Source organism: Clostridium sp. UBA7503, assembly GCF_002477055.1.
GTDB lineage: Bacteria > Bacillota > Clostridia > Clostridiales > Clostridiaceae > Clostridium_J > Clostridium_J sulfidigenes.
Window position 1 is genome coordinate 1 of record NZ_DLNT01000031.1, and the last position, 21,024, is coordinate 21,024.

General features: G+C 30.0%; 21 protein-coding genes. 20 read left to right on the forward strand and 1 reads right to left on the reverse strand.

What is annotated here, in order from left to right; translation table 11 throughout:
• Positions 1-26: 26 nt before the first annotated feature.
• Positions 27-1,049 carry a formimidoylglutamase gene (hutG, locus tag B3630_RS09295; RefSeq protein ID WP_346897522.1) on the reverse strand — a complete coding sequence of 341 codons (1,023 nt, stop codon included), beginning with the start codon at positions 1,047-1,049 and terminating at the stop codon, positions 27-29.
• Between the two features lie 257 nt (positions 1,050-1,306).
• On the opposite strand from hutG, the gene B3630_RS09300 reads away from it, so the two are divergent.
• The 20 genes from B3630_RS09300 to B3630_RS09395 all read left to right on the forward strand — a co-directional run bounded on the left by B3630_RS09300 (position 1,307) and on the right by B3630_RS09395 (position 20,819).
• Positions 1,307-1,540, forward strand: coding sequence for a hypothetical protein (locus tag B3630_RS09300; protein WP_346870897.1), 234 nt, complete (start codon positions 1,307-1,309; stop codon positions 1,538-1,540).
• Positions 1,541-1,805: 265 nt separating this feature from the next.
• Positions 1,806-2,636: a pur operon repressor gene (gene purR, locus B3630_RS09305; RefSeq protein ID WP_346870896.1), complete on the forward strand. Its 831-nt coding sequence runs from the start codon at positions 1,806-1,808 to the stop codon at positions 2,634-2,636.
• Positions 2,637-2,731: 95 nt separating this feature from the next.
• Positions 2,732-3,016: a septation regulator SpoVG gene (spoVG, locus tag B3630_RS09310; protein WP_035132518.1), complete on the forward strand. Its 285-nt coding sequence runs from the start codon at positions 2,732-2,734 to the stop codon at positions 3,014-3,016.
• A 254-nt stretch (positions 3,017-3,270) separates the two neighbouring features.
• Entirely contained in the window at positions 3,271-4,635 is a 1,365-nt protein-coding gene (gene glmU / locus B3630_RS09315; protein WP_346897524.1) for a bifunctional UDP-N-acetylglucosamine diphosphorylase/glucosamine-1-phosphate N-acetyltransferase GlmU, read from the forward strand.
• Between the two features lie 22 nt (positions 4,636-4,657).
• A complete protein-coding gene (locus B3630_RS09320; RefSeq protein WP_035132514.1) occupies positions 4,658-5,617 on the forward strand; it encodes a ribose-phosphate diphosphokinase in 960 nt (319 codons plus the stop codon).
• 259 nt (positions 5,618-5,876) lie between these two features.
• Positions 5,877-6,563, forward strand: a complete 687-nt coding sequence (locus B3630_RS09325) for a response regulator transcription factor (RefSeq protein WP_346897526.1) — start codon at positions 5,877-5,879, stop codon at positions 6,561-6,563.
• Positions 6,564-7,988, forward strand: a complete 1,425-nt coding sequence (locus tag B3630_RS09330; RefSeq protein WP_346897528.1) for a HAMP domain-containing sensor histidine kinase — start codon at positions 6,564-6,566, stop codon at positions 7,986-7,988.
• 33 nt (positions 7,989-8,021) lie between these two features.
• Positions 8,022-9,149, forward strand: a complete 1,128-nt coding sequence (locus tag B3630_RS09335; RefSeq protein ID WP_346897530.1) for a S1C family serine protease — start codon at positions 8,022-8,024, stop codon at positions 9,147-9,149.
• A 127-nt stretch (positions 9,150-9,276) separates the two neighbouring features.
• Positions 9,277-9,846 (forward strand): aminoacyl-tRNA hydrolase, encoded by a 570-nt coding sequence (gene pth, locus B3630_RS09340; RefSeq protein ID WP_346897532.1) that lies wholly within the window; start codon positions 9,277-9,279, stop codon positions 9,844-9,846.
• A gap of 23 nt (positions 9,847-9,869) precedes the next feature.
• Positions 9,870-13,385: a transcription-repair coupling factor gene (gene mfd, locus B3630_RS09345; RefSeq protein WP_346897534.1), complete on the forward strand. Its 3,516-nt coding sequence runs from the start codon at positions 9,870-9,872 to the stop codon at positions 13,383-13,385.
• 85 nt (positions 13,386-13,470) lie between these two features.
• The gene (locus B3630_RS09350; RefSeq protein WP_346897536.1) at positions 13,471-14,472 is read left to right on the forward strand and encodes a peptidylprolyl isomerase; all 1,002 of its coding nucleotides are present in this window, start codon (positions 13,471-13,473) and stop codon (positions 14,470-14,472) included.
• A gap of 147 nt (positions 14,473-14,619) precedes the next feature.
• Complete coding sequence (spoVT, locus tag B3630_RS09355) at positions 14,620-15,168, forward strand: stage V sporulation protein T (protein WP_346897538.1); 549 nt, start codon at positions 14,620-14,622, stop codon at positions 15,166-15,168.
• Between the two features lie 218 nt (positions 15,169-15,386).
• The gene (locus tag B3630_RS09360) at positions 15,387-16,922 is read left to right on the forward strand and encodes a polysaccharide biosynthesis protein (protein WP_346897540.1); all 1,536 of its coding nucleotides are present in this window, start codon (positions 15,387-15,389) and stop codon (positions 16,920-16,922) included.
• Between the two features lie 17 nt (positions 16,923-16,939).
• Positions 16,940-18,403: a nucleoside triphosphate pyrophosphohydrolase gene (gene mazG / locus B3630_RS09365; protein ID WP_346897542.1), complete on the forward strand. Its 1,464-nt coding sequence runs from the start codon at positions 16,940-16,942 to the stop codon at positions 18,401-18,403.
• Between the two features lie 110 nt (positions 18,404-18,513).
• Positions 18,514-18,789 carry an HU family DNA-binding protein gene (locus B3630_RS09370; RefSeq protein WP_346897544.1) on the forward strand — a complete coding sequence of 92 codons (276 nt, stop codon included), beginning with the start codon at positions 18,514-18,516 and terminating at the stop codon, positions 18,787-18,789.
• Positions 18,790-18,895: 106 nt separating this feature from the next.
• On the forward strand, positions 18,896-19,156 hold the full coding sequence (locus tag B3630_RS09375; protein ID WP_346897546.1) for an RNA-binding S4 domain-containing protein: 261 nt from the start codon (positions 18,896-18,898) through the stop codon (positions 19,154-19,156).
• 76 nt (positions 19,157-19,232) lie between these two features.
• The gene (gene yabP, locus B3630_RS09380) at positions 19,233-19,529 is read left to right on the forward strand and encodes a sporulation protein YabP (RefSeq protein WP_150844629.1); all 297 of its coding nucleotides are present in this window, start codon (positions 19,233-19,235) and stop codon (positions 19,527-19,529) included.
• A 7-nt stretch (positions 19,530-19,536) separates the two neighbouring features.
• Positions 19,537-19,929 carry a spore cortex biosynthesis protein YabQ gene (gene yabQ, locus B3630_RS09385; protein ID WP_346897548.1) on the forward strand — a complete coding sequence of 131 codons (393 nt, stop codon included), beginning with the start codon at positions 19,537-19,539 and terminating at the stop codon, positions 19,927-19,929.
• A 125-nt stretch (positions 19,930-20,054) separates the two neighbouring features.
• Positions 20,055-20,321 carry a septum formation initiator family protein gene (locus B3630_RS09390; RefSeq protein WP_346897550.1) on the forward strand — a complete coding sequence of 89 codons (267 nt, stop codon included), beginning with the start codon at positions 20,055-20,057 and terminating at the stop codon, positions 20,319-20,321.
• 81 nt (positions 20,322-20,402) lie between these two features.
• Positions 20,403-20,819 carry a S1 domain-containing RNA-binding protein gene (locus tag B3630_RS09395; protein WP_035132487.1) on the forward strand — a complete coding sequence of 139 codons (417 nt, stop codon included), beginning with the start codon at positions 20,403-20,405 and terminating at the stop codon, positions 20,817-20,819.
• The last annotated feature ends 205 nt before the right edge of the window (positions 20,820-21,024 follow it).

Genomic DNA, 21,024 nt, shown 5'->3' on the forward strand with positions numbered 1-21,024 from the left:
TTGCGAAAGCCCCTTTTATTATGTAATTACGTTAAAAAGTTGTGTTGTAAGTTTTGTAATTTGCAAAGAGTATTAACAATGGAGAATATGATTACTCCAGCCAAATTAGAAGTAATATTATCCTTATCAAATCTAGGGGCAACTTCACATATATCAAAGGTTATAACCCTATTTGATTTTAAAATATGTTTAAGTAGTTTTATAACTATCTCAGGGTTTAAACCTAAGGTTTGTGTAGAACTAACCCCTGGTGCAAAAGAGGCAGAAAATACATCTGAGCAAATAGTTACATATATATAATCTTGGCTTCTCATAAAGGTATTTAATTCTCTTAAAAGTTGCCAACCATCACTATATAGGATGTCTTTAGCAAGGGTGTATTGAACACCTAATTTTTTAGCGGTTTTAAATAGGTCCACTGTATTGCTGTGTTGTTGTATGCCAATACAGAAATAGGAGAAATCCATATTTTTATCTTGACAAATATCAGAAATTTGTTTAAACATAGTTCCAGAACTTCCCTCGTTATTATATGGTCTAAGATCGAAATGAGCATCAAAATTTATAATTCCGATTCGAGGTTTAGAAGATATTTTATCAAGATGAGATAGAGCCCCATTATAGTTTCCAAAGGCTGTCTCATGTCCTCCTCCTAGAACTATAGGAAAAATATTTAAATCTAGTAACTTAGACACGCAGTGGCTTAAAAGCTTTTGCCCTTCAGCAAGAGAAATGTCCTCAACTATGATATCTCCAGCATCAAAAATTTTTACCGATTGATTAAAAGTACAAGGTAGATTTGAAAGCTCTTTTCTGATGGATATAGGACCATTCATGGCACCTATACGACCTTTATTCTTTTTAACACCTTCATGGCAGCAAAAGCCTAAAAGTGCAAAATTTAATCCATCAAGAGATTCAAGATCATCTCTTCTAAGATCAAGAGGTGTTATCCATTGATGCCATCTAAAAGTATCAAAATTATCGTCACTGTCTATTCTTCCTTGCCATAAGTTTTCATTCATAGGTTCATAGTTTTTAATAAACATAAAATCACCCCACAAGTAATCTCTTAGTAGTATTATACGTTTTCAGTATAAGTCAAAGGAGATATATTATCAATGTTATATGTAAAATAATAGTTATATTTTATTTGTTTTTGAATATACATATTTAAAGATAAAGAGATATGTAGTGAATTAAAAGTCATTGATAATAATTTTTAATAATAAAATAAAAATAATATTGACAATTGAACATATGTTCGATATCATATAAATATGAGAACAGATATGGGGGTTAAAGAATGGGAAACAAAGATTTATTCATTGAGTTAAAGTATAAGGCTGATGGGCAAGGACTTGAAGGTATAAATTTTTTAGAAGATGATAAAGAGATAGGTGGTCAGAAATACATGCTTTGTGGTGGAGTTTTAAATAAGAGTGGAGGCAAACTTTTATTTAAAGCTAGAAATATACAAGAAGCTAATGAATTTACTAAAAGGAATCCTTTGACTTCGAAAATAGTGGTATGTAGCTGATAGATATTATAAAATAACACTAAAATAAAGGCTATTTCAAAATGAAGATTTATTTAATCTTTATTTTGAAGTAGCCCTTTTATTTACAATGAGGGTATTTATCCCTAATTAATACGTTATTAACATATAAGATGAGTTTATATTATTTTAAATAGTATATTAAAGAAAATAAAAAAAGTAATTGTAATATAGTAATAAAACATATAGAATAAAGGTGAATAATAAAGGTGAAAATAAAGATAAAATTCGGAAAGGTATAGTTTGTATGGAGAAAATTAAGCATAAATTTAATAGAAACCAAAGGGTTATTGGCATAACAAAAGTTTTAACAGAAAGTCCTAATAAGGTTATAACTTTGAATTTATTTACAGAGAAATTTAATGCAGCAAAATCTACTATTAGCGAAGATATAGTTATAGTTAGAGAAGTGATAGAAGGTTTATCCATGGGAAAGATAGAAACAGTAGCAGGTGCTGCAGGTGGAATAAGATTTATAAATGAAAAATCAAATGAAGATAGAAAACAGTTTTTAGAAGATTTATGTGAAGCTCTAAGACAGCAATCTAGAGTTGTTCCTGGTAATTTTCTATATATAACAGATATAGCATATAATCCAAGTATTATTCAAAATTCAGCAATAATATTAGCTAGTAAATTTAAAGATATGAATGTGGATTATGTAGTTACAATAGAAACTAAAGGTATTCCATTAGGTTATGAGGTTGCAAAACAATTAGGAGTTCAGCTTGTTACAGTACGTCATGATACTAAGTATACAGAAGGCACTACAGTAAGTATAAATTACGCTTCTGGTTCAAGCAATAGACTTCAAACTATGACATTATCAACAAAGTCTATGAAGAGAAGTAGCAGATGTGTATTTGTAGATGACTTTATGAGAGGTGGAGGAACTGCAAAGGGAATTAAAGAACTTTTAAGTGAATTTGATAGTGAATTATTAGGTAGTGGTTTTTTAATAGATAATGTAGAAGTTAAGGATAAGCTCGTAGATGATTATATTTCATTAGTAAACTTTTATGGCATTGGAGAAGATGGAATTGCAATTGTTAGTCCATCTAGTGAAAAAAACGAATAAGTTACAAAAAATATGGAAAATGTTTCGACAAATAGAAGGATTTACAATGCATTAGTAGAATAATACATGAAAGCACATCTTGGAGGTGGAATTTCATGATAATTACAGACGTTAGAATTAGAAAAATTACCACAGAAGGAAAAATGAAAGCTATAGTATCTATAACTTTAGATAATGAGTTCGTGGTTCATGACATCAAGATAATTGAGGGTCAAAGTGGTAATTTTATAGCTATGCCTAGTAGAAGAACTCCTGATGGAGAGTTTAAGGATATAGCTCACCCAATTAATACAGAAACAAGAGAGAAAATTCAAAAATCTATACTTGACGAGTATGAAAAGGTAAAAAATGAAGAGCAAGTAGAAGATGAAATAGTCTAATTATAAAAAGGAGCGTAGCACTCCTTTTTATTTTGTGTATCGTTAATAGTATATCGTTAATATATATTTTCATGTAAAAAATATACTTTGGTTGAAAAAGTGTAACAGTTTCAATATAATAGTATAGAAGTAGTATATAAAAATGATAAATATGATAGATTAATATTAAAATTTTAATAAATATTAGTTTTAAATTATTGTAGAATAATTTATCATGAAAGACTAATTACATTTTAAATGAAGAGGTGTATGAATTGTATAAATGTGCTATAATCCTTGCTGCTGGTGAAGGTAAAAGAATGAAATCTAATACTCCTAAGGTTCTACACAAAGTTTGTGGAAAAGAAATGATAAATCATGTTATAGATAATATAAGAAAGTCAGGGGTAGAAGAAGTAAGTGTGGTTATTGGAAAAGGTGCTGATAAAGTTAGAAAGGGCACTGAAAGTAGAAATATTTTCTACTCAGTTCAAGAAGAACAATTAGGCACTGGGCATGCAGTAATGTGTGCAGAAGAATTTTTAAAAGGTAAAAAAGGCTCAGTAGCTATATTTGTTGGAGATGGGCCTCTAATAACAGAAGAAACAGTTACAAAACTTACTAAGTATCATGAAGAACAAAAATGTAGTGCTACAATATTGACATCTATAATGAGTGATCCTGTAAAGTATGGAAGAATAATTAGAGATCCTCAAGGAGAAGTAGAGAAAATTGTAGAGTTTAAGGATTGTAATGAAGAAGAAGTAAAAGTTAATGAAATTAACTCAGGTATGTATTGTTTTGATATAGATACATTATTAAATACTTTAGGTAAGCTTAATAATAATAATAATCAAGGTGAGTACTACTTAACAGATGTAATAGAGATACTAAAAAGCGAAGGTAAGAAAGTTGGGGCTATTTCTGTTGATGTAGAAGAAATTACAGCAGTAAATTCAAAGGTAGAGCTTTCTGTTGCTAATGATATAATGAGAAGCAGAATAAATAGAAACCATATGGATAATGGTGTTATAATTAAGGATCCTAGAAGCACCTATATAGAGTGTGATGTAATTATAGGTCAAGATACAGTTGTATATCCAGGGAATATCATAGAAGGAACTACAGTAGTTGGTGAAAATTGTGTATTATACTCAAATAACAGAATAACTAATAGTATAATTGGTGATGATGTAACTGTAGAAAATTCTGTAGTATTAAACAGTAAGATTGGAAATAATACTACGGTTGGACCTTTCGCGTATATAAGACCGGAAACAACGATAGGTGATAATGCAAGGATAGGTGATTTTGTTGAAATTAAGAAATCATCAATAGGTGACGGAACTAAGGTATCTCACTTAACTTACATAGGAGATGCAGAGGTAGGAGAAAAATGTAATTTTGGGTGTGGAACTGTTGTAGTAAATTATGATGGAAAAGCGAAATACAAAACTACAATTGGAAATAATGTATTTATAGGATGTAATACTAACTTAGTATCACCAGTTGAGGTAGAAGATAATACTTATATTGCAGCTGGATCAACAATAACTGAGAAAATACCAGAGGGCTCTTTAGCTATAGCAAGAGCTAGGCAAATAAATAAAGAGAACTGGGTATATGATAAAAATAAATAAAAATTTTAGGAGGACTACATAAATGATAAGCCATGGAAGAAACATTAAAATCTTTGCAGGAAACTCGTATCCAGAATTAGCTGCTGATATTGCAAACCGCTTAGGACTTTCTGTTGGAGAAAGCCAGGTTACTACTTTTAGTGATGGGGAGATTGCAGTAAATATTGGAGAAACTGTTAGAGGGCTGGACGTATTTGTTATACAGCCAACTAGTGCCCCAGTAAACAATAATTTAATGGAACTTTTAATTATGATTGATGCACTTAAGAGAGCATCAGCAGGAAGAATAACGGCGGTTATTCCTTACTATGGATATGCACGTCAAGACAGAAAGGCAAAGGCAAGAGATCCAATTACAGCAAAATTAGTTGCTGATTTAATTACAGCAGCAGGAGCAGATAGAGTTTTAACTATGGACTTACATGCAGCTCAAATACAAGGATATTTCAATATTCCAGTTGATAATTTAGTGGGTTCACCAATACTAAGTGATTACTTTATAGAAAAAGGATTTAAAGATTGTGATGATGTAGTTGTAGTTTCACCAGATCTTGGTAGTGTTACAAGAGCAAGAAAGTTTGCTGATAAATTAAACGCTCCAATAGCTATTATAGATAAGAGAAGACCAAAGGCTAATGTAGCTGAAGTTATGAATATAATCGGTGAAGTAAAAGGTAAAAAGGTTATACTAATAGATGATATGATAGACACAGCTGGAACTATTTGTAATGGTGCTAATGCTTTAGTTAAAATGGGTGCTACTGAAGTATATGCTTGTTGTTCACATGCTGTACTTTCTGGTCCAGCCATAGAAAGACTAGAAGCGTCGGTGATAAAAGAACTAGTTATGCTTGATAGTATTCATCTACCACAAGAAAAAATGCTTGATAAGATAAAAATATTATCTATAGCACCGTTATTTGCAGAAGCTATTAGAAGAATATATGAAGAAGTTTCTGTAAGCAAGCTTTTTGATGAATAATATTAAACATTATGTGTATTCATAATAAGTTTGTACAGTAATTTAGTTTTATTTAGGGGAGGAAGTTTTTCTTCCCCTATTTTTAGTATAAAAAGTAGTGTTTTAACCATAACTTTATAAATATTTTGTTAAAAATATTAATTTTAATGAGAAAATACTTGGACTTAAAGTTATTGTTATATAATATTATAAAAGATATTATGTAGAAATTATATTCGTAAATTAAATAAAATATCTTAAGTATTTAGGAGGGATATCAATGGAAGGTAATTTAGGAAAGATATTAGTTGTTGATGATGATAAAAATATATGTGAAGTAATAAAGATGTATTTGGAGAATTCGGGATACCATGTTAAGGTGGCCAATGATGGAAGAGAGGCTCAAGAAGCATTTACTAGTTATAAACCTGATTTAGTGCTTTTAGATGTTATGTTACCATATCTGGATGGCATAGATGTGCTAAAGTGGATAAGAAGGGATAGCGAAACACCAGTTATAATGATAACTGCGAAAGGAGAAACTTTTGATAAAGTTTTAGGACTTGAGCTTGGAGCAGATGATTATATAGTAAAACCGTTTGAACCTAAGGAACTTATGGCTAGAGTTAAGGCTGTTCTAAGAAGATATACTGCAGAGGGTGATAGTAAAGAAACATTAACCTTTGATAATTTAGTTATAGATATAAATTCATATAATGTAACATACATGGGACAGGAAATTAAAATGCCACCTAAAGAGTTTGAATTATTACACTTCTTAGCAAGTAATAAAAATAGAGTATTTACAAGAGAACAACTACTTTGTGAAGTATGGGGATATGATTATCCAGGAGATTCAAGAACTGTAGATGTTCATGTGAAGAGATTAAGAGAAAAAGTAGCAGGAGGAGATAACTGGCAGTTAGAAACTGTTTGGGGAGTTGGATATAAATTTGAGGTGAAATAGATGGTGAAAAATAGCTTATTTTCTAAAATGGTTGTTACTTACACCATTATAATTACAGTAAGTTTTACTATTTTAGCTGCATTTCTTTCCTTTTGGTTTCAAGATTATTTTATAAAGACGAGACAAAGAGATCTTACTAGACAGGCAGATATAATTGAAGGTATTGCAACAAAATATTTAACTGGGGCATTATCATATAAAGAATTAACTACAAAGATTAAGTTTATATCAACATATATAAATGATGATATAGTTCTTGTAGATAGTAATGGATATGTTTATTCAGTTACTAACATTAAATATACTCCACTTATAGGAAAACAGATTTTTCATGATGATTTGGAAAATATAAATAATAGTGATTATATAGATGCTTTTAATGAGTATGGAGTTTATATGGATGAGAAAATATACGTTATGATGAAAGTTGTAAAAGATACTAAAGGCCAATCTATGGGAGCCACTTTATTTAGTGTATCAACAGATATTTTAGATAAATCACTTTCTAATGTTTATCAAATTATTTGGTTATCAGCAGTTTTCGCTGTAATTGCTTCTTGTATCGTAATTTATTATTTTTCTCAAAAGATGATAGTTAATCCTCTATCAGAAATGAGTGGTGTTGCAAGAAAAATAGCTCAAGGAGATGTAGATAAAAGAGTTGAAATTCATTCTGATGATGAAATGGAGGAGTTTGCAAATGCATTCAATGTGATGGCAGACTCGCTACAAAAGGTAGAACAAAATAGAAAAGAGTTCATTTCAAATGTTTCTCATGAGTTAAGGTCTCCAATGACATCTATAAAAGGATTTATAGGTGGAATTTTAGATGGAGTAGTTCCTGATGAAAAACATAAGTATTATCTAAATATAGCCTATGAAGAAATACAAAGATTAACAAGACTCATAAATGATTTACTTGATTTATCAGCAGTGGAATCGGGTACTTATAAGCTAGAGAAGGTACCTGTAGATATTAATGAAATAGTGAGAATATGTATATTGAGAAATGAAAATAGAATAAGAAATAAAAATTTGGATGTACAGGTATTTTTTGAAGGTAGTGAACTATGGGTACTTACAGATGGAGATAAAATAACACAAGTTGTAACTAATCTTTTAGATAATGCTATTAAATATGGAAAAGAAGATGGATTGATACAAATATCCTGCAGAAAAAAAGGTAAGAAGGCTAATATATCAATTTTTAATGAGGGGTCTAATATAGATGAAGAAGATATTAAACATATCTGGGAAAGATTCTATAAAGTTGATAAATCAAGAACACAAAAAGTGAGTACAGGATTAGGACTCTCTATAGTTAAAAAGATTGTTAGCCTACATGATGAAGAAATATGGGCATGTAATAAAGAAAATGGAGTTGAATTTATATTTACTTTACAATTAGCAAAGAAGAGTATGTAATAATCTTAAGGAGCTAAGAGAAAGGGGGCTATTATGAGCAATTTTAATGATGATTATAAGGATGTTAAAGCAAAAATAACCTTTAACAAAATTAAGAAAAGACGTAAAGGTAAAATTGTTGCAATTACTATATTTTGCTTATTTGTAGCCTCCTTAGGTGGGGCTGTTACAGCTTTAGTGGTAAATACTGAAAATGAAAATTATTATGTTCAAGGTAATAATAAAGACGAAGAAGTTAATACCACTAATTCAAAGCTTCAATCAGCTGCTCACAAAGCAGCCCAATCTGTTGTTTCAGTTATTAAGGTTATTGCAGATGATAAGTGTATAAAAGAAACAAATGTAGGAGTAGGCGTTGTCATAGAGAATGGACAATATGTTATAACTAGCTATTTAGGTATTGAGGATGCAACCAGTGTTAAAGTGAAGTTACATAATGACATTGTATATAATGCATCTATAATAGGATTTGATAGTATTTATGATATTGCTATGATTAAAATAAATGGTGAAGCATTACAACCTATGACTATAGCTAAAAATTCTACTAAGATTGAAAAGGGCGATAGAATTATTAGTGTAGGAAATCCTTTGGGTAAATCTTTTAATGAGAATATAGAAGTAAGTACTGTGTTAAATACTAGAGAAAATATAGTATTCAAAAATAGAGAAACTAAAGTAGCTGAGTCTTTAAGAATGATAAAGACTTCGGTTATTCCTAAGTTTATCAATACCGGAGCAGCTTTATGTAACTTGGATGGAGAACTTATAGGAGTAAATAATACTACTATGACATACCACAATGAATTTTTAAAAAATAGTTTTTATATTTCTGCAGAGGATCTAGAACCTATTACCTATGGAATTTTAGATAAGCAAGATTCCCTTATTAATCATATGGGAGTTTATGGGGAAGAGGCTATTTCCCAAAGTGAAAATGGTATTGATGGAGTATATGCAAAAGAAGTTACAAGAAATGGTTTAGCTTATGAAGCTGGAATTAGACCGACAGATATAATTGTTGAGGTGAATGGTATAAAAGTTAATACTGTCAGTGACATAAATTCTATAATGAGTAAATTTAAAAGTGGAGAGACAATAAAATATAAAGTATTCAAAAATGGTGATTATGTTGACTTTAAAATAAAGATTTCAGAGTAATATATAAAAAGTAGCATTTAGGGATGCTACTTTTATTTTATTTTAGGTAAAACTTCTAGTATAATAGTCAAAGAAGATTATTTTTATGTTAAGAGATATTATGTTATGGAATATATTGGAGGTAATTATGTATTTGGTTGTGGGATTAGGAAATCCGGGAAATAGGTATGATAAAACAAGACATAATGTAGGATTTGATGTAGTTGATATGTGTGAAAAAAAGTATAACTTTAGTATAAATAGGACAAAATTTAAAGGAGTATACGGTGAGAGTAGTATAGCCAATGAAAAGGTTATATTTTTAAAACCTCAAACTTATATGAATTTAAGTGGAGAAAGCGTTAGAAGTATAATAGACTTTTATAAAATACCAGTAGAAAATATCATAGTTATATACGATGATATTAGTCTAGAAATTGGAAGAGTTAGAATAAAGGGAAAAGGAAGTGCAGGAGGTCACAATGGTATTAAGAATATAATTTCTCATTTAGGTACTGATAGTTTTTCAAGGATTAAAGTTGGAATTGGAGAGCCAACCTATGATTTAGTTGAGTTTGTTACAGGAAGATTCTCTAATGAAGATAGAGAGATTATTGAAAAATCTTTTGAGGCAGCAGTGGATGCAGTATCAGTGATCATAAATGAAGGAATTAATCAAGCTATGAATAAATTTAATTCTTTTAATGCAGGAAAGTAGTAAATAGTTTAAGAGGTGATATTTTGAGACTAAAAGGAGTAATGACACCTTTAAAGTTAAGTAGTCAATATAGAGATATAAAGAGATATATAAATGAGGAAAAGTATCCATTAGGCATACATGGACTTTCGGAATCTGGTAAGAGCTACTTGCTATATGGTGTTTATGAAGATATAGAAAAAAGTATGCTAGTGCTAACTCATAATGACATGGAAGCTAAAAACATATATGAAGATCTTAGCTTTTATTGTAATGATGTATATTATTTTCCTACGAGGGAGGTAACTTTTTACAATGTAGAAGCTGTATCAGGGGACTTAAGATGGGAGAGACTGAAAGTATTAAATAAGATTCTTCATGAGGAAAAATGTATTGTTGTAACCTCTATAGAAGCTTTAGCAGCATCCTATGCTCCTGTAGAGCTATTCAAGAAGTTTTCATTTGAAATTTCTTTAGAAAGTATGATAGACATAAAAGAATTAAGCGAAAAACTTGTACAATGTGGTTACGAAAGGTGTAGTGTTGTAGAAAACATAGGTCAATTTTCAGTTAGAGGGGGGATTATAGATGTTTATCCTCCTATTAATAGCATGCCATTTAGGATTGAGCTTTTTGATGATGAAGTTGATTCCATAAGAACTTTTAATAAAGACAATCAAAGAAGTATAGATAAAGTAGATAAAGTAGAAATATTTCCAGCTAAAGAGATAATTCTTACAGAAGAGGTTATAAATCTTGCAAAAGAAGAAATTAGAAAGGAATTAGATGGAGCTATATCAAGATTTAATAAATCTAAAGATAAGGATGCTTTAGAAAGAATAAATTCTACGGTTAAGACAAATTTGGAGAGTCTAGAGGAAACTTGGACTTTTGAAACTATTGATAGCTATATTCCTTATTTTTATAAAAATAAAACTACATTTTTAGACTACTTTAAGGATAGTTTAATTGTAGTGGATGATGTAAATAGGGCTATGGGTAAGTTGGATAGTGTATACTTTGAATTTGAAGAGAATTATGAAAATTTTCTAAGTAGAGGTAATATTTTACCAAAACAAGGAGAATTACTAATACCTAAAGAAATGATTGGAGAAATTTTAGAAGGGAGTAAAACTATAACTTTACAGAGTTTAGCAACTTCTTCTAATGCATTAAAACCAAGAAATTTAGTAGCATTTTCTCAGATTACAATTCATGATTATCATGGACAGTTAGACATGCTTATTGAAGATATAATAGAGAAAAAGAAAAAAGGATATAGAACTTTAATTTTATCTGGTACAAGAACAAGGGGGGAAAGATTAATTGATACTTTAAGAGATAGAGGGATAGAAGCTACTTATAAAGATTTAGTTTCTAGCATTCAGCAAGGGGAAGTAGTGGTCACCTTTGGAAGCTCTATTAAAGGATTTGAGTATCCTGATTTAAAGGTATGCGTTATATCAGACTCCGAGGTTTTCGGTCAATCTAAGAGGAAAGCCACAAGAAGAACTATAAAAAAAGGTGCAGGAAAAATAAAAAGCTTTACTGATTTAAAGCTTGGTGATTATGTAGTACATGTGAACCATGGGGTTGGTGTATATAAAGGTATTAATCAATTAGATGTACAGGGAAATAAAAAAGATTATTTGGTTTTAGAATATAATTCAGGAGATACTTTATATGTCCCTGTAGAGCAATTAGATTTAGTACAAAAATATATTGGCAGTGAAGGTAAATCACCCAAAATAAATAAATTAGGTGGAAGTGAATGGGCAAAGGCTAGAAGTAAAGTAAAAAAATCTGTTGAAGATATTGCTGAAGATTTGGTTAAGCTTTATGCTATCAGAAATACTTTAAAAGGGCATAAATATGCCAAGGACACCCCTTGGCAAAGTCAGTTTGAAGGAGAATTTCCATATGAGGAAACACCGGATCAGTTAACTGCGATTGAAGATATTAAAAAAGATATGGAAAGTGATAAACCTATGGATAGGCTTCTTTGTGGAGATGTTGGATATGGGAAAACAGAGGTTGCTCTTAGAGCTGCCTTTAAGTGTGTTATGGATGGAAAACAGGTCGCTATATTAGTACCCACCACAATACTAGCAGAGCAACACTATAAAAATATGTTAAAAAGATTTTCAGATTTTCCTATTAAAATAGGAATGATTAGTAGATTTAGAACTGCATCTCAAGTTAAAGAAACTTTAAATGCTCTAAGAGAAGGAAATTTAGATATTATAGTAGGTACTCATAAGTTGCTTCAAAAGAGTGTGGTATTTAAGGATTTAGGTTTATTAATTGTAGACGAAGAGCAAAGATTTGGGGTTAGTCACAAGGAAAAGATTAAGGAAATAAAGAAAAACATAGATGTATTAACTTTAAGTGCTACTCCTATTCCTAGAACTCTACACATGTCTTTAACAGGAGTAAGGGATATAAGTATAATAGAAACTCCTCCTGAAGAAAGATATCCTATTCAAACTTATGTTGTAGAATTTAATGATCAACTTATAAGAGATGCAATAATTAGGGAAATGAACAGGGGAGGACAAGTGTTTTTTGTATATAATAGGGTTGAAACCATAAGTGATATGGCAACATATTTACAAAAGTTGGTCCCGGAAGCTAGAGTTGCTATAGGTCATGGTCAGATGACCGAAAGAGAATTGGAAAAGGTAATTATAGATTTTGTAGATAAAAAATACGATATACTTTTAAGTACAACTATAGTAGAGACTGGTATAGACATTCAGAATGCAAATACTATGATAATAGCAAATGCGGATAAGATGGGATTATCTCAACTATATCAATTAAGAGGAAGAGTAGGAAGAACCAATAGAATAGCATATGCTTACTTTACTTATACTAAGGATAAGATTTTAACAGAGATTGCAGAAAAAAGATTAAAGGCAATAAAAGACTTTACAGAATTAGGATCAGGATTAAAGATAGCTATGAGAGATTTAGAAATAAGAGGTGCAGGAAATATAATGGGAGCAGCTCAATGTGGTCATATGTCTGCTGTTGGATATGACTTATATTGCAGAATGCTTGAAGATGCTGTAAGTATTGTAAAAGGTGAAGTAGACAAGGAACCTATTGAAACTACAGTAGATATGAAAATTGATGCATATATTCCTAGTAACTATATACAGGATGAAACTCAAAAAATTCAAGTATATAAAAAGATTGCATCTATTGAATCTTATGAGCATATGTTAGATGTTATTGAGGAGATTGAAGATAGATACTCTAATATTCCAGACAGTGTTTATAATTTAATGAATATAGCGTATTTAAAGGCAATTGCTAGAGAAATTGGGATTTTAGAGATAAAGGATACAGGGATTCAAGTACAGATAACCTTTAAAGACAAGTCATACTTAACTTCTGAAATGGTAAAATACATACTAGATAACTATAAGAGACAAATCACATTTAAAATGGGAGATGTTCCAGTTCTAGTGTATAAGGGTAAGGATATTAATAAAAAAGATCTATTGGATATACTTATAAATATTATTAAGGATTTATCAACAATGAGTAAATAGATTTAGCTACTATTTATTTAATAGTATTTTTATGGTAAAATTGAATAGCAATAATAACTAAAAAAACCGAATGGAGGATAATAAATTGATAAAATTAAAGAAGATTTTAGCTGGTCTAATGGCGTCTACACTAATGCTTTCAGCAGTGGGGTGTGGAATGATAGAAAAAACAGAAGCAGGTATTAATAAGACAGTAGTTGCTAAGGTTTATAAAGAAAAGATAACCTTAGGAGAAGTAGACAGTAGGTTAAGTGCGGTTTATGAGCAAGTAAAGGCTCAGTATGGAGAAAATTACAAAGAAAATTCAGAGGCTATGGAATATATAAAGAAGCAAAGATTAAGTATACTAGATACTATGGTTAATGATATTGTTATAAAAAATAATGGTGAAAAGCTTGGAGTAGTGCCTTCTGATGAAGAAGTTCAGACTAAGGCTAAAGAGAAACTTGATGAGATAAAGAAATCCTTTAAAACTGATGAAGAGTATCAAAGTGCTCTTAAAACAGCTGGGGTTACAGAAGAAAGCTTCTTAGAAGAATTAAAACCAGCAGTAATATCTAATGCTGTATATGAAGAGGTAGTTAAGGATGTTACCGTTACAGATGATGAAATAAAGACTTACTATGATAGTAATCCAAATTCATATACTGAAAGTCCTAATAAAGTTAGGCCAGCGCACATACTAGTTAAGACAGAAGAAGAAGCTAAAGACATAATTGCAAGATTAGATAAAGGTGAAGATTTTGCTAAGCTTGCTACTGAAAAAGGTACAGATGCTACAAAGGATAAAGGTGGAGACTTAGATTGGATTGAATATACTAGCAATCAGTATGATAAAACTTTCTTAATGGCAGCTATAAGTCTTAAGAAAGGGGAATATACTAAGGCTCCTATATCAACTCAATTTGGATTTCATGTTATAAAGTGCTTAGATAAAGAAGAGTATCCTGTTAAGCCTTTAAAAGATGTTAAAGGAGCGATTAAGGATGTTCTACTAGAACAAAATAAATATAATGTGTGGGTAGAAAAAGTAACTGCTTGGCAAGAAGAAGCAAAAATAAAATTATATGAAGATAAACTAAGTTAATAATTGGTAAAAAGAGATTGATGTTATATTTGACATTAATCTCTTTTTATTTTTTATTAATGAAAAAATTTCTAGGATGTATAAAATTTGCGTTAAGAAGGATAATAATAGCATTAATACTATTTACATAAATAAGGAGGATATTTAATGAAAGCTACAGGAATAGTAAGAAGAATAGATGACTTGGGTCGTGTTGTAATACCAAAAGAAATTAGAAGGACATTAAGAATTAGAGAAGGGGATCCACTGGAAATATTTACAGATAGAGAAGGGGGAGTTATATTAAAAAAATATTCACCAATAGAAGAATTGAGTGAGTTTTCTAAGGAATATAGTGAGGCGTTACATCAAACTATTGGTAATATAGTTATAATCTGTGATAAAGACTCGATCATATCTGTAAGTGGTGGGACAAAGAAAGATTATTTGGATAAAAAGATTAGTAATGAAGTAGATAAAATTATGGAAATGCGTAAGGCTACTCTTCTAGATAAAAATTCTCAGGGTCTAATACCTATATGTGATGGAGAGTCATCAGACGAATATACAACACAAGTTGTAGCACCAATAATTGCAGAGGGAGATACCGTAGGTACAGTAATCATCGCTTCAAAAGAAAATGTGAAGTTTGGAGAACTAGAGTTAAAGCTTGCTGAAACAGCAGCTTCATTCTTAGGAAAACAAATGGAACAGTAAATGCTAAAAAGTATAAATATCTATAAGATAAAATTAAATAAAGAGTATAATATATAATTATTGCCATAGGATTGATATTAATCACATCTTATGGCAGCTTTTTTATTGTTAGAGAAGTTAAAGTTAATTGATATTAGGTATATATTATATGCATTAAGTAATAAAATGTTTCTCATCAAAATACTTATTAACTATACAAAGTATTTTTAGGAGGAAGTATGAAAAAACAATCGCTTTTAAAAGGAACTATGATTTTAGGAATAGCTACTATTTTTGCACGATTTTTAGGTTTGTTTTTTAGAATACCAATACAAGGATTAATTGGTGACCAAGGGATGGGATATTATCAGATGTCATACCCTATATATATGACTTTTGTAGCAATAGCATCAGGAGTACCGATTGCTATGTCAAAACTAATATCAGAGTATAATGTGCGCAACGATACCAATGCTGTTAAACAAGTACTTAAGGATACTCTTAAAATAATGATTCCACTTGGGGTAATAATATCATTTTTAATGTTGTACTTTGGGAATAATATTATAAATATCTTAAGGTGGGATAATAAGTCGTATCAATCCTTTATGATTATATCCTTAGCACCTATATTTGTATGTATTATGTGTACATTTAAAGGATATTTCCAAGGGCTTCAGAATATGAATAATACTGCAATATCTCAAATTGTAGAACAGATAGGTAGGGTAGTTTTTGGCGTGATATGTGCATATTTATTACTTCCTAAAGGAATTGAATATGCAGCAGCAGGAGCGGCATTTGGAACGGTAGCTGGAGGATTACTGGGAAGTATTTACTTGGTAATCAAATATTTATTTGTTAGATCAAAGTCTTATAAATTAAAGGTGAAAAGGAGTAATAAAATACTGTCAAACTTAGTACAAGCTGCATTTCCTATATCCGTAGGAGCTGCAGTTGGAACGATTATGGCTTTAATTGACTCTATAATAGTACCTCAAAGACTCTTGTTAGCAGGTTATACTATTCAAGATAGCGCCATATTATATGGTCAATTTACAGGTAAGGCTATGACTCTTCAAAATATCCCACTGGCACTTTCTATTGCTCTATGTTCAGCTTTAGTACCTATAATATCAGAGGTATATTCTATGCATAATCAAAAGGAATTATACAGAAGGGTGAACATGGTATTTAAGTTATCTTTTGTAATAGGCATTCCAAGCGCATTAGGGTTGTTTTATCTTTCAAAACCTATTATGGGATTAGTGTTTATGGGAGATGTAGCAGGTCATGAAATACTTAAATTATTATCTTTATCAATACCATTAATTATAATAACACAGACTACCACATCACTTTTACAAAGTTGTGGTAGATATATGAAACCGGTATATTATCTTGCCATAGGGTGTGTATTTAAGGTAATCATTACCTATGTTTTAGTAAGTAACTCTAGATTTAATATATATGGAGCAATAATTGGAAGTATAGTTGGCTATGCAGTAACTAGCATTTTAAACTTAAAAGAGGTTAAAAAACTGCTCAAAGTAAAGATAAACCTATATGAAGTAGTTATAAAACCTTTATTTGCGTCATTAATTATGATAATATCTGTTGTTTTTATATATAATAATGTCTATAATTATACACAGAGTAATGGAATATCTTGCTTAATAGCTATTCTCCTTGGTATAGTAATATTTGGAATACTGTCGATTATATTTAGAATATTTACCATTGAAGATATAAAGGGGAAGCTCACTAAAAACTAAAAGAGGAGTAGATTCAAATGATTACAGTGGTTGGTTTAGGACCTGGTTCTAAAGATGCTTTAACCATAGGTGTACTAGAAATTTTGAAAAGTAATAAAAATATATACTTTAGAACAGAAAAACACCCTAATGTTAAATACTTAGAATCTATGGGTGTAAAGTTTAATACCTATGATAACTTTTATGAAAAATATAATAATTTTGATCATATATATAAGGCAATTGCAGATGATCTTATAAAAATTCATCAGCAAGAAGGAGACTTAGTGTATGCAGTTCCAGGTCATCCCCTCGTTGCAGAAAAGTCTGTAACTATATTATTAGAACTCTGCAAGGAGAATGGAATAGAGGCTAGATTAATGCCATCAGTAAGCTTTGTAGATGCAGTTATAGAGAGCTTAAGGATTGATCCCATTGAAGGGGTAAAAATAATAGATGCCTTTGATATAATGGAACAGGTTATGGATAAGAGATTAGGAGTAATAATAACCCAGGTATATAATAAATTTATTGCTTCTGAAGTGAAGTTAGCTCTATGTGAATATTATAGTGATGATAGTGATATATACTTTGTAAGAGCAGCAGGCATACAGGGAGAAGAAAGTATAAGAAAAATTAAACTATATGATTTAGATAGACAAGAGGATATTGATTATTTAACTTCCATATATATTCCTAAAGATCTTGAAGGTCCTAAAGATTTTAAAGATTTAATTAATGTGATGTGTACTCTTAGGAGTGAAAATGGATGTATGTGGGACTTAGAACAAACTCATGAATCTTTAAAAAGAGGTTTAATTGAGGAATGTTATGAAGTTATTGAAGCTATAGACGAAATGGACGATAATAAACTTATTGAGGAGTTAGGAGATGTACTTTTTCAAGTAATATTCCACGCTCAAATTGGTAAGGAGGAGGGTTATTTCAATATAAATGATGTAGTAGCAGCTATAACTGAAAAAATGATAAGTAGGCATCCACATATATTTTCAGATGTAAGAGTTAAAGATACAGATGAAATATTGGAGAATTGGGATGAAATTAAAGTTAAAGAAAAGAGCTTTACTAGCTATACCGATGAATTAAAACATATTCCACGTTGTATGCCTGGACTTATTAGAGCAGAAAAGGTTCAAAAAAAGGCTGGTAAGGTGGGATTTGACTGGGATGATGTAGAACCAGCTATGGAGAAAGTTTTGGAAGAATTACAAGAGATAAAAGATGTATATAAAAATTCAGATGTGTCAAAAATACAGGAAGAGGTAGGAGATTTAATCTTTGCCACAGTAAATATTGCAAGACTTCTTGACATTGACCCAGAATTTGCAGTAAATTATACTATAGATAAATTTATAAAACGCTTCCAATTTATTGAGGAATCTGGCATTAAAAAGGGTATTGACATGAAGGAAATGACATTAGAAGAAATGGAAACCCTTTGGAGTGAATCTAAAAAGTATAATTTATCAACTAAAAGATAAATTTTTTCAAAAAAAAGAAGGATTCTAGGTAATTTGTAAGAATATTGTAAGTATTATTTTATGTAATTAAAACATTAATTACGTAAAATTAACATTAAGGAGGTACTATTGTGAACAAATCAGAATTAATAGCAAAAATGGCTGAAAAGTCAGGACTAACAAAAAAAGATAACGAGGCGGTATTAAAGGCATTTATAGAGAGTGTTGAAGAGTCTCTTGAAGGTGGAGAGAAAGTTCAACTAGTTGGATTTGGTACTTTTGAAACTAGAGAAAGAGCTGCTAGAGTAGGAAGAAATCCAAGAACAAAAGAAGAAATACAAATACCAGCATCTAAAGTTCCAGTTTTCAAAGTTGGAAAAGAATTTAAAGACATAGTAAATAAATAATTACTTGAAAAAGCCTAGAAATGTTCTGGGTTTTTTCTTCTATTCAAAGGGATACAGGATAAAGTATGATTTCATTAAAATTTTTATATAATTTAAGGAGGCAACTATGAGATTAGATAAATATTTAAAGGTTTCTAGAATAATTAAAAGAAGAACTGTTGCTAAAGATGTATGTGAAAATGGTAGAGTATCCATAAATGGAAAAGTAGTAAAACCAAGTACTACTATAAAAGAAGATGATATAATAGAAATTCAATTTGCAAATCAATTATTAAAAGCAAGGATTGTAAATATTGCCAATCATGTTAATAAAGAAGATGCTAAGAATATGTATGAAATAATCAGTGGAGAAGAGGATAAGGAGTAAATAGTAGCATAAAATATTTTTTAATGAATATATCTTTATAGAAAGCTAATATGTTTTTAGGTTTAAGGGGGATATTATGGAACCAAATAAAGATATGTCGTTAGAAAATAAAAAGAGTTTTATTGCGTTAGAAAATAGAAAAAAGATGACTTTAGATGGAGTTTTAGAAATATTAAGCTTCAATGATGAACAGATACTTATAATAACTGTGTTGGGAGATATGGATATCAGAGGGGAAGAGTTAAAGATGACCAAGCTAGATGTTCAAAATGGAGATGTAGTAATAACGGGAAAAATATCTTATGTAGTATATACAAGTGAAGAAAAGAGACCTAAGAAGCGAAATAGTATTATTTCTAAAATATTTAGGTGATTGAGTTATGATATTTGATATGGGTAGGCAAATAGCATTGTTTATATTCTCCTTACTTAGTGGAATGCTAGTTGGTATTTTCTTTGATGTATATAGAGTAATAAGAGGTCTTGAAGAGCCAGGAACCATAATAACAGCAATACAGGATATTCTATTTTGGATACTAACTGGTATTATAGTATTTATTTTTATGATGTATACAAACTATGCTTACATGAGTTTTAATGTATTTGTATATAATTTAATTGGATTATTTATATATTTTAAACTGCTTAGTAACATATTTATATTAGCATACGGAAGCATATTAAATGCCATATTAACGTTTTTTAGAGTAATATTTTATTATATATTGTATCCTATAAGAATTATTTTCAGCAAAATAACAAAAAAAAAATAAAATTTATAATATTAAGGGTTGAAGAAAATAAAAATTCAAATTACAATATATCTATAGGTTAATTTGACTACTTGAAAATAAAACCTATGACATGTTACTATTTGTAATAAGGAAGGAAAATCGATATGAAGAAATTCAGCATAAAAAAGATAGGTCTTTTACTTATAGCTCTTTACGTAGGCTTTACATTTATAAATCAACAAATAATAATGTTTAGACAACATAAAGATATTGATAACTATACTTCGGAGTTACAAGCAGCACAAGAAAAGAATCAAAAGTTACAGGATGAGATTAAACTATCACAAGATAGTCGGTATATAGAAAAACTTGCAAGGGAAAAACTTGGGTTAATTAAAGAAGGAGAATCTCCTGTAGTAGACAGTAAGTAAAGTGAAAATTACTATCACTAATTATTATTGGTTATAGTATATATAAATTTAAATTATAAATTTAAGGAGGGTCTTTTCAATATGACCTTAAAGGCTGGAAGCATTATAGAAGGTAAAGTAGTTAATATCACAAACTTTGGTGCATTTGTTGAAGTGGAAGGGAAAACAGGCTTAGTTCATATATCGGAAGTATCTGATGTATTTGTTAAGAATGTACATGATCATTTAAAAGAAAATGATGTAGTTAAAGTTAAAGTCATTTCTGTAGATGATAATGGTAAGATGAGCTTATCCATAAAGCAAGCTGGTACACCAAAAAAATCTTTTAAACCCGTAGATATAGATTGGGAAAAGGAAAAATCTAAAACTACAAGTTCAGGAAGTTTTGAAGACAGGATGTCAAAATTCTTAAAAGATAGTGAAGAAAGATTTCAAGATCTTAAAAAACACCAAGATGGTGGAAAAGGTAGAGGATATAGCAGAAAAGGATATAATTAAGCTTTATACCGAAAGGATTAAAGAGTGCTTTTTAAGCACTCTTATTTATTTTAATGTCAGTTAAATTGAAATATAACAAGTGAATAAGAAACAAATAAAAAATATAAAAAACTATACAAATACTGTTGACATAGTTAATAATATACCATATAATAAATATTGTCGCTGAAAGGTGATGACACAAATGCTGGAGTGGCGGAACTGG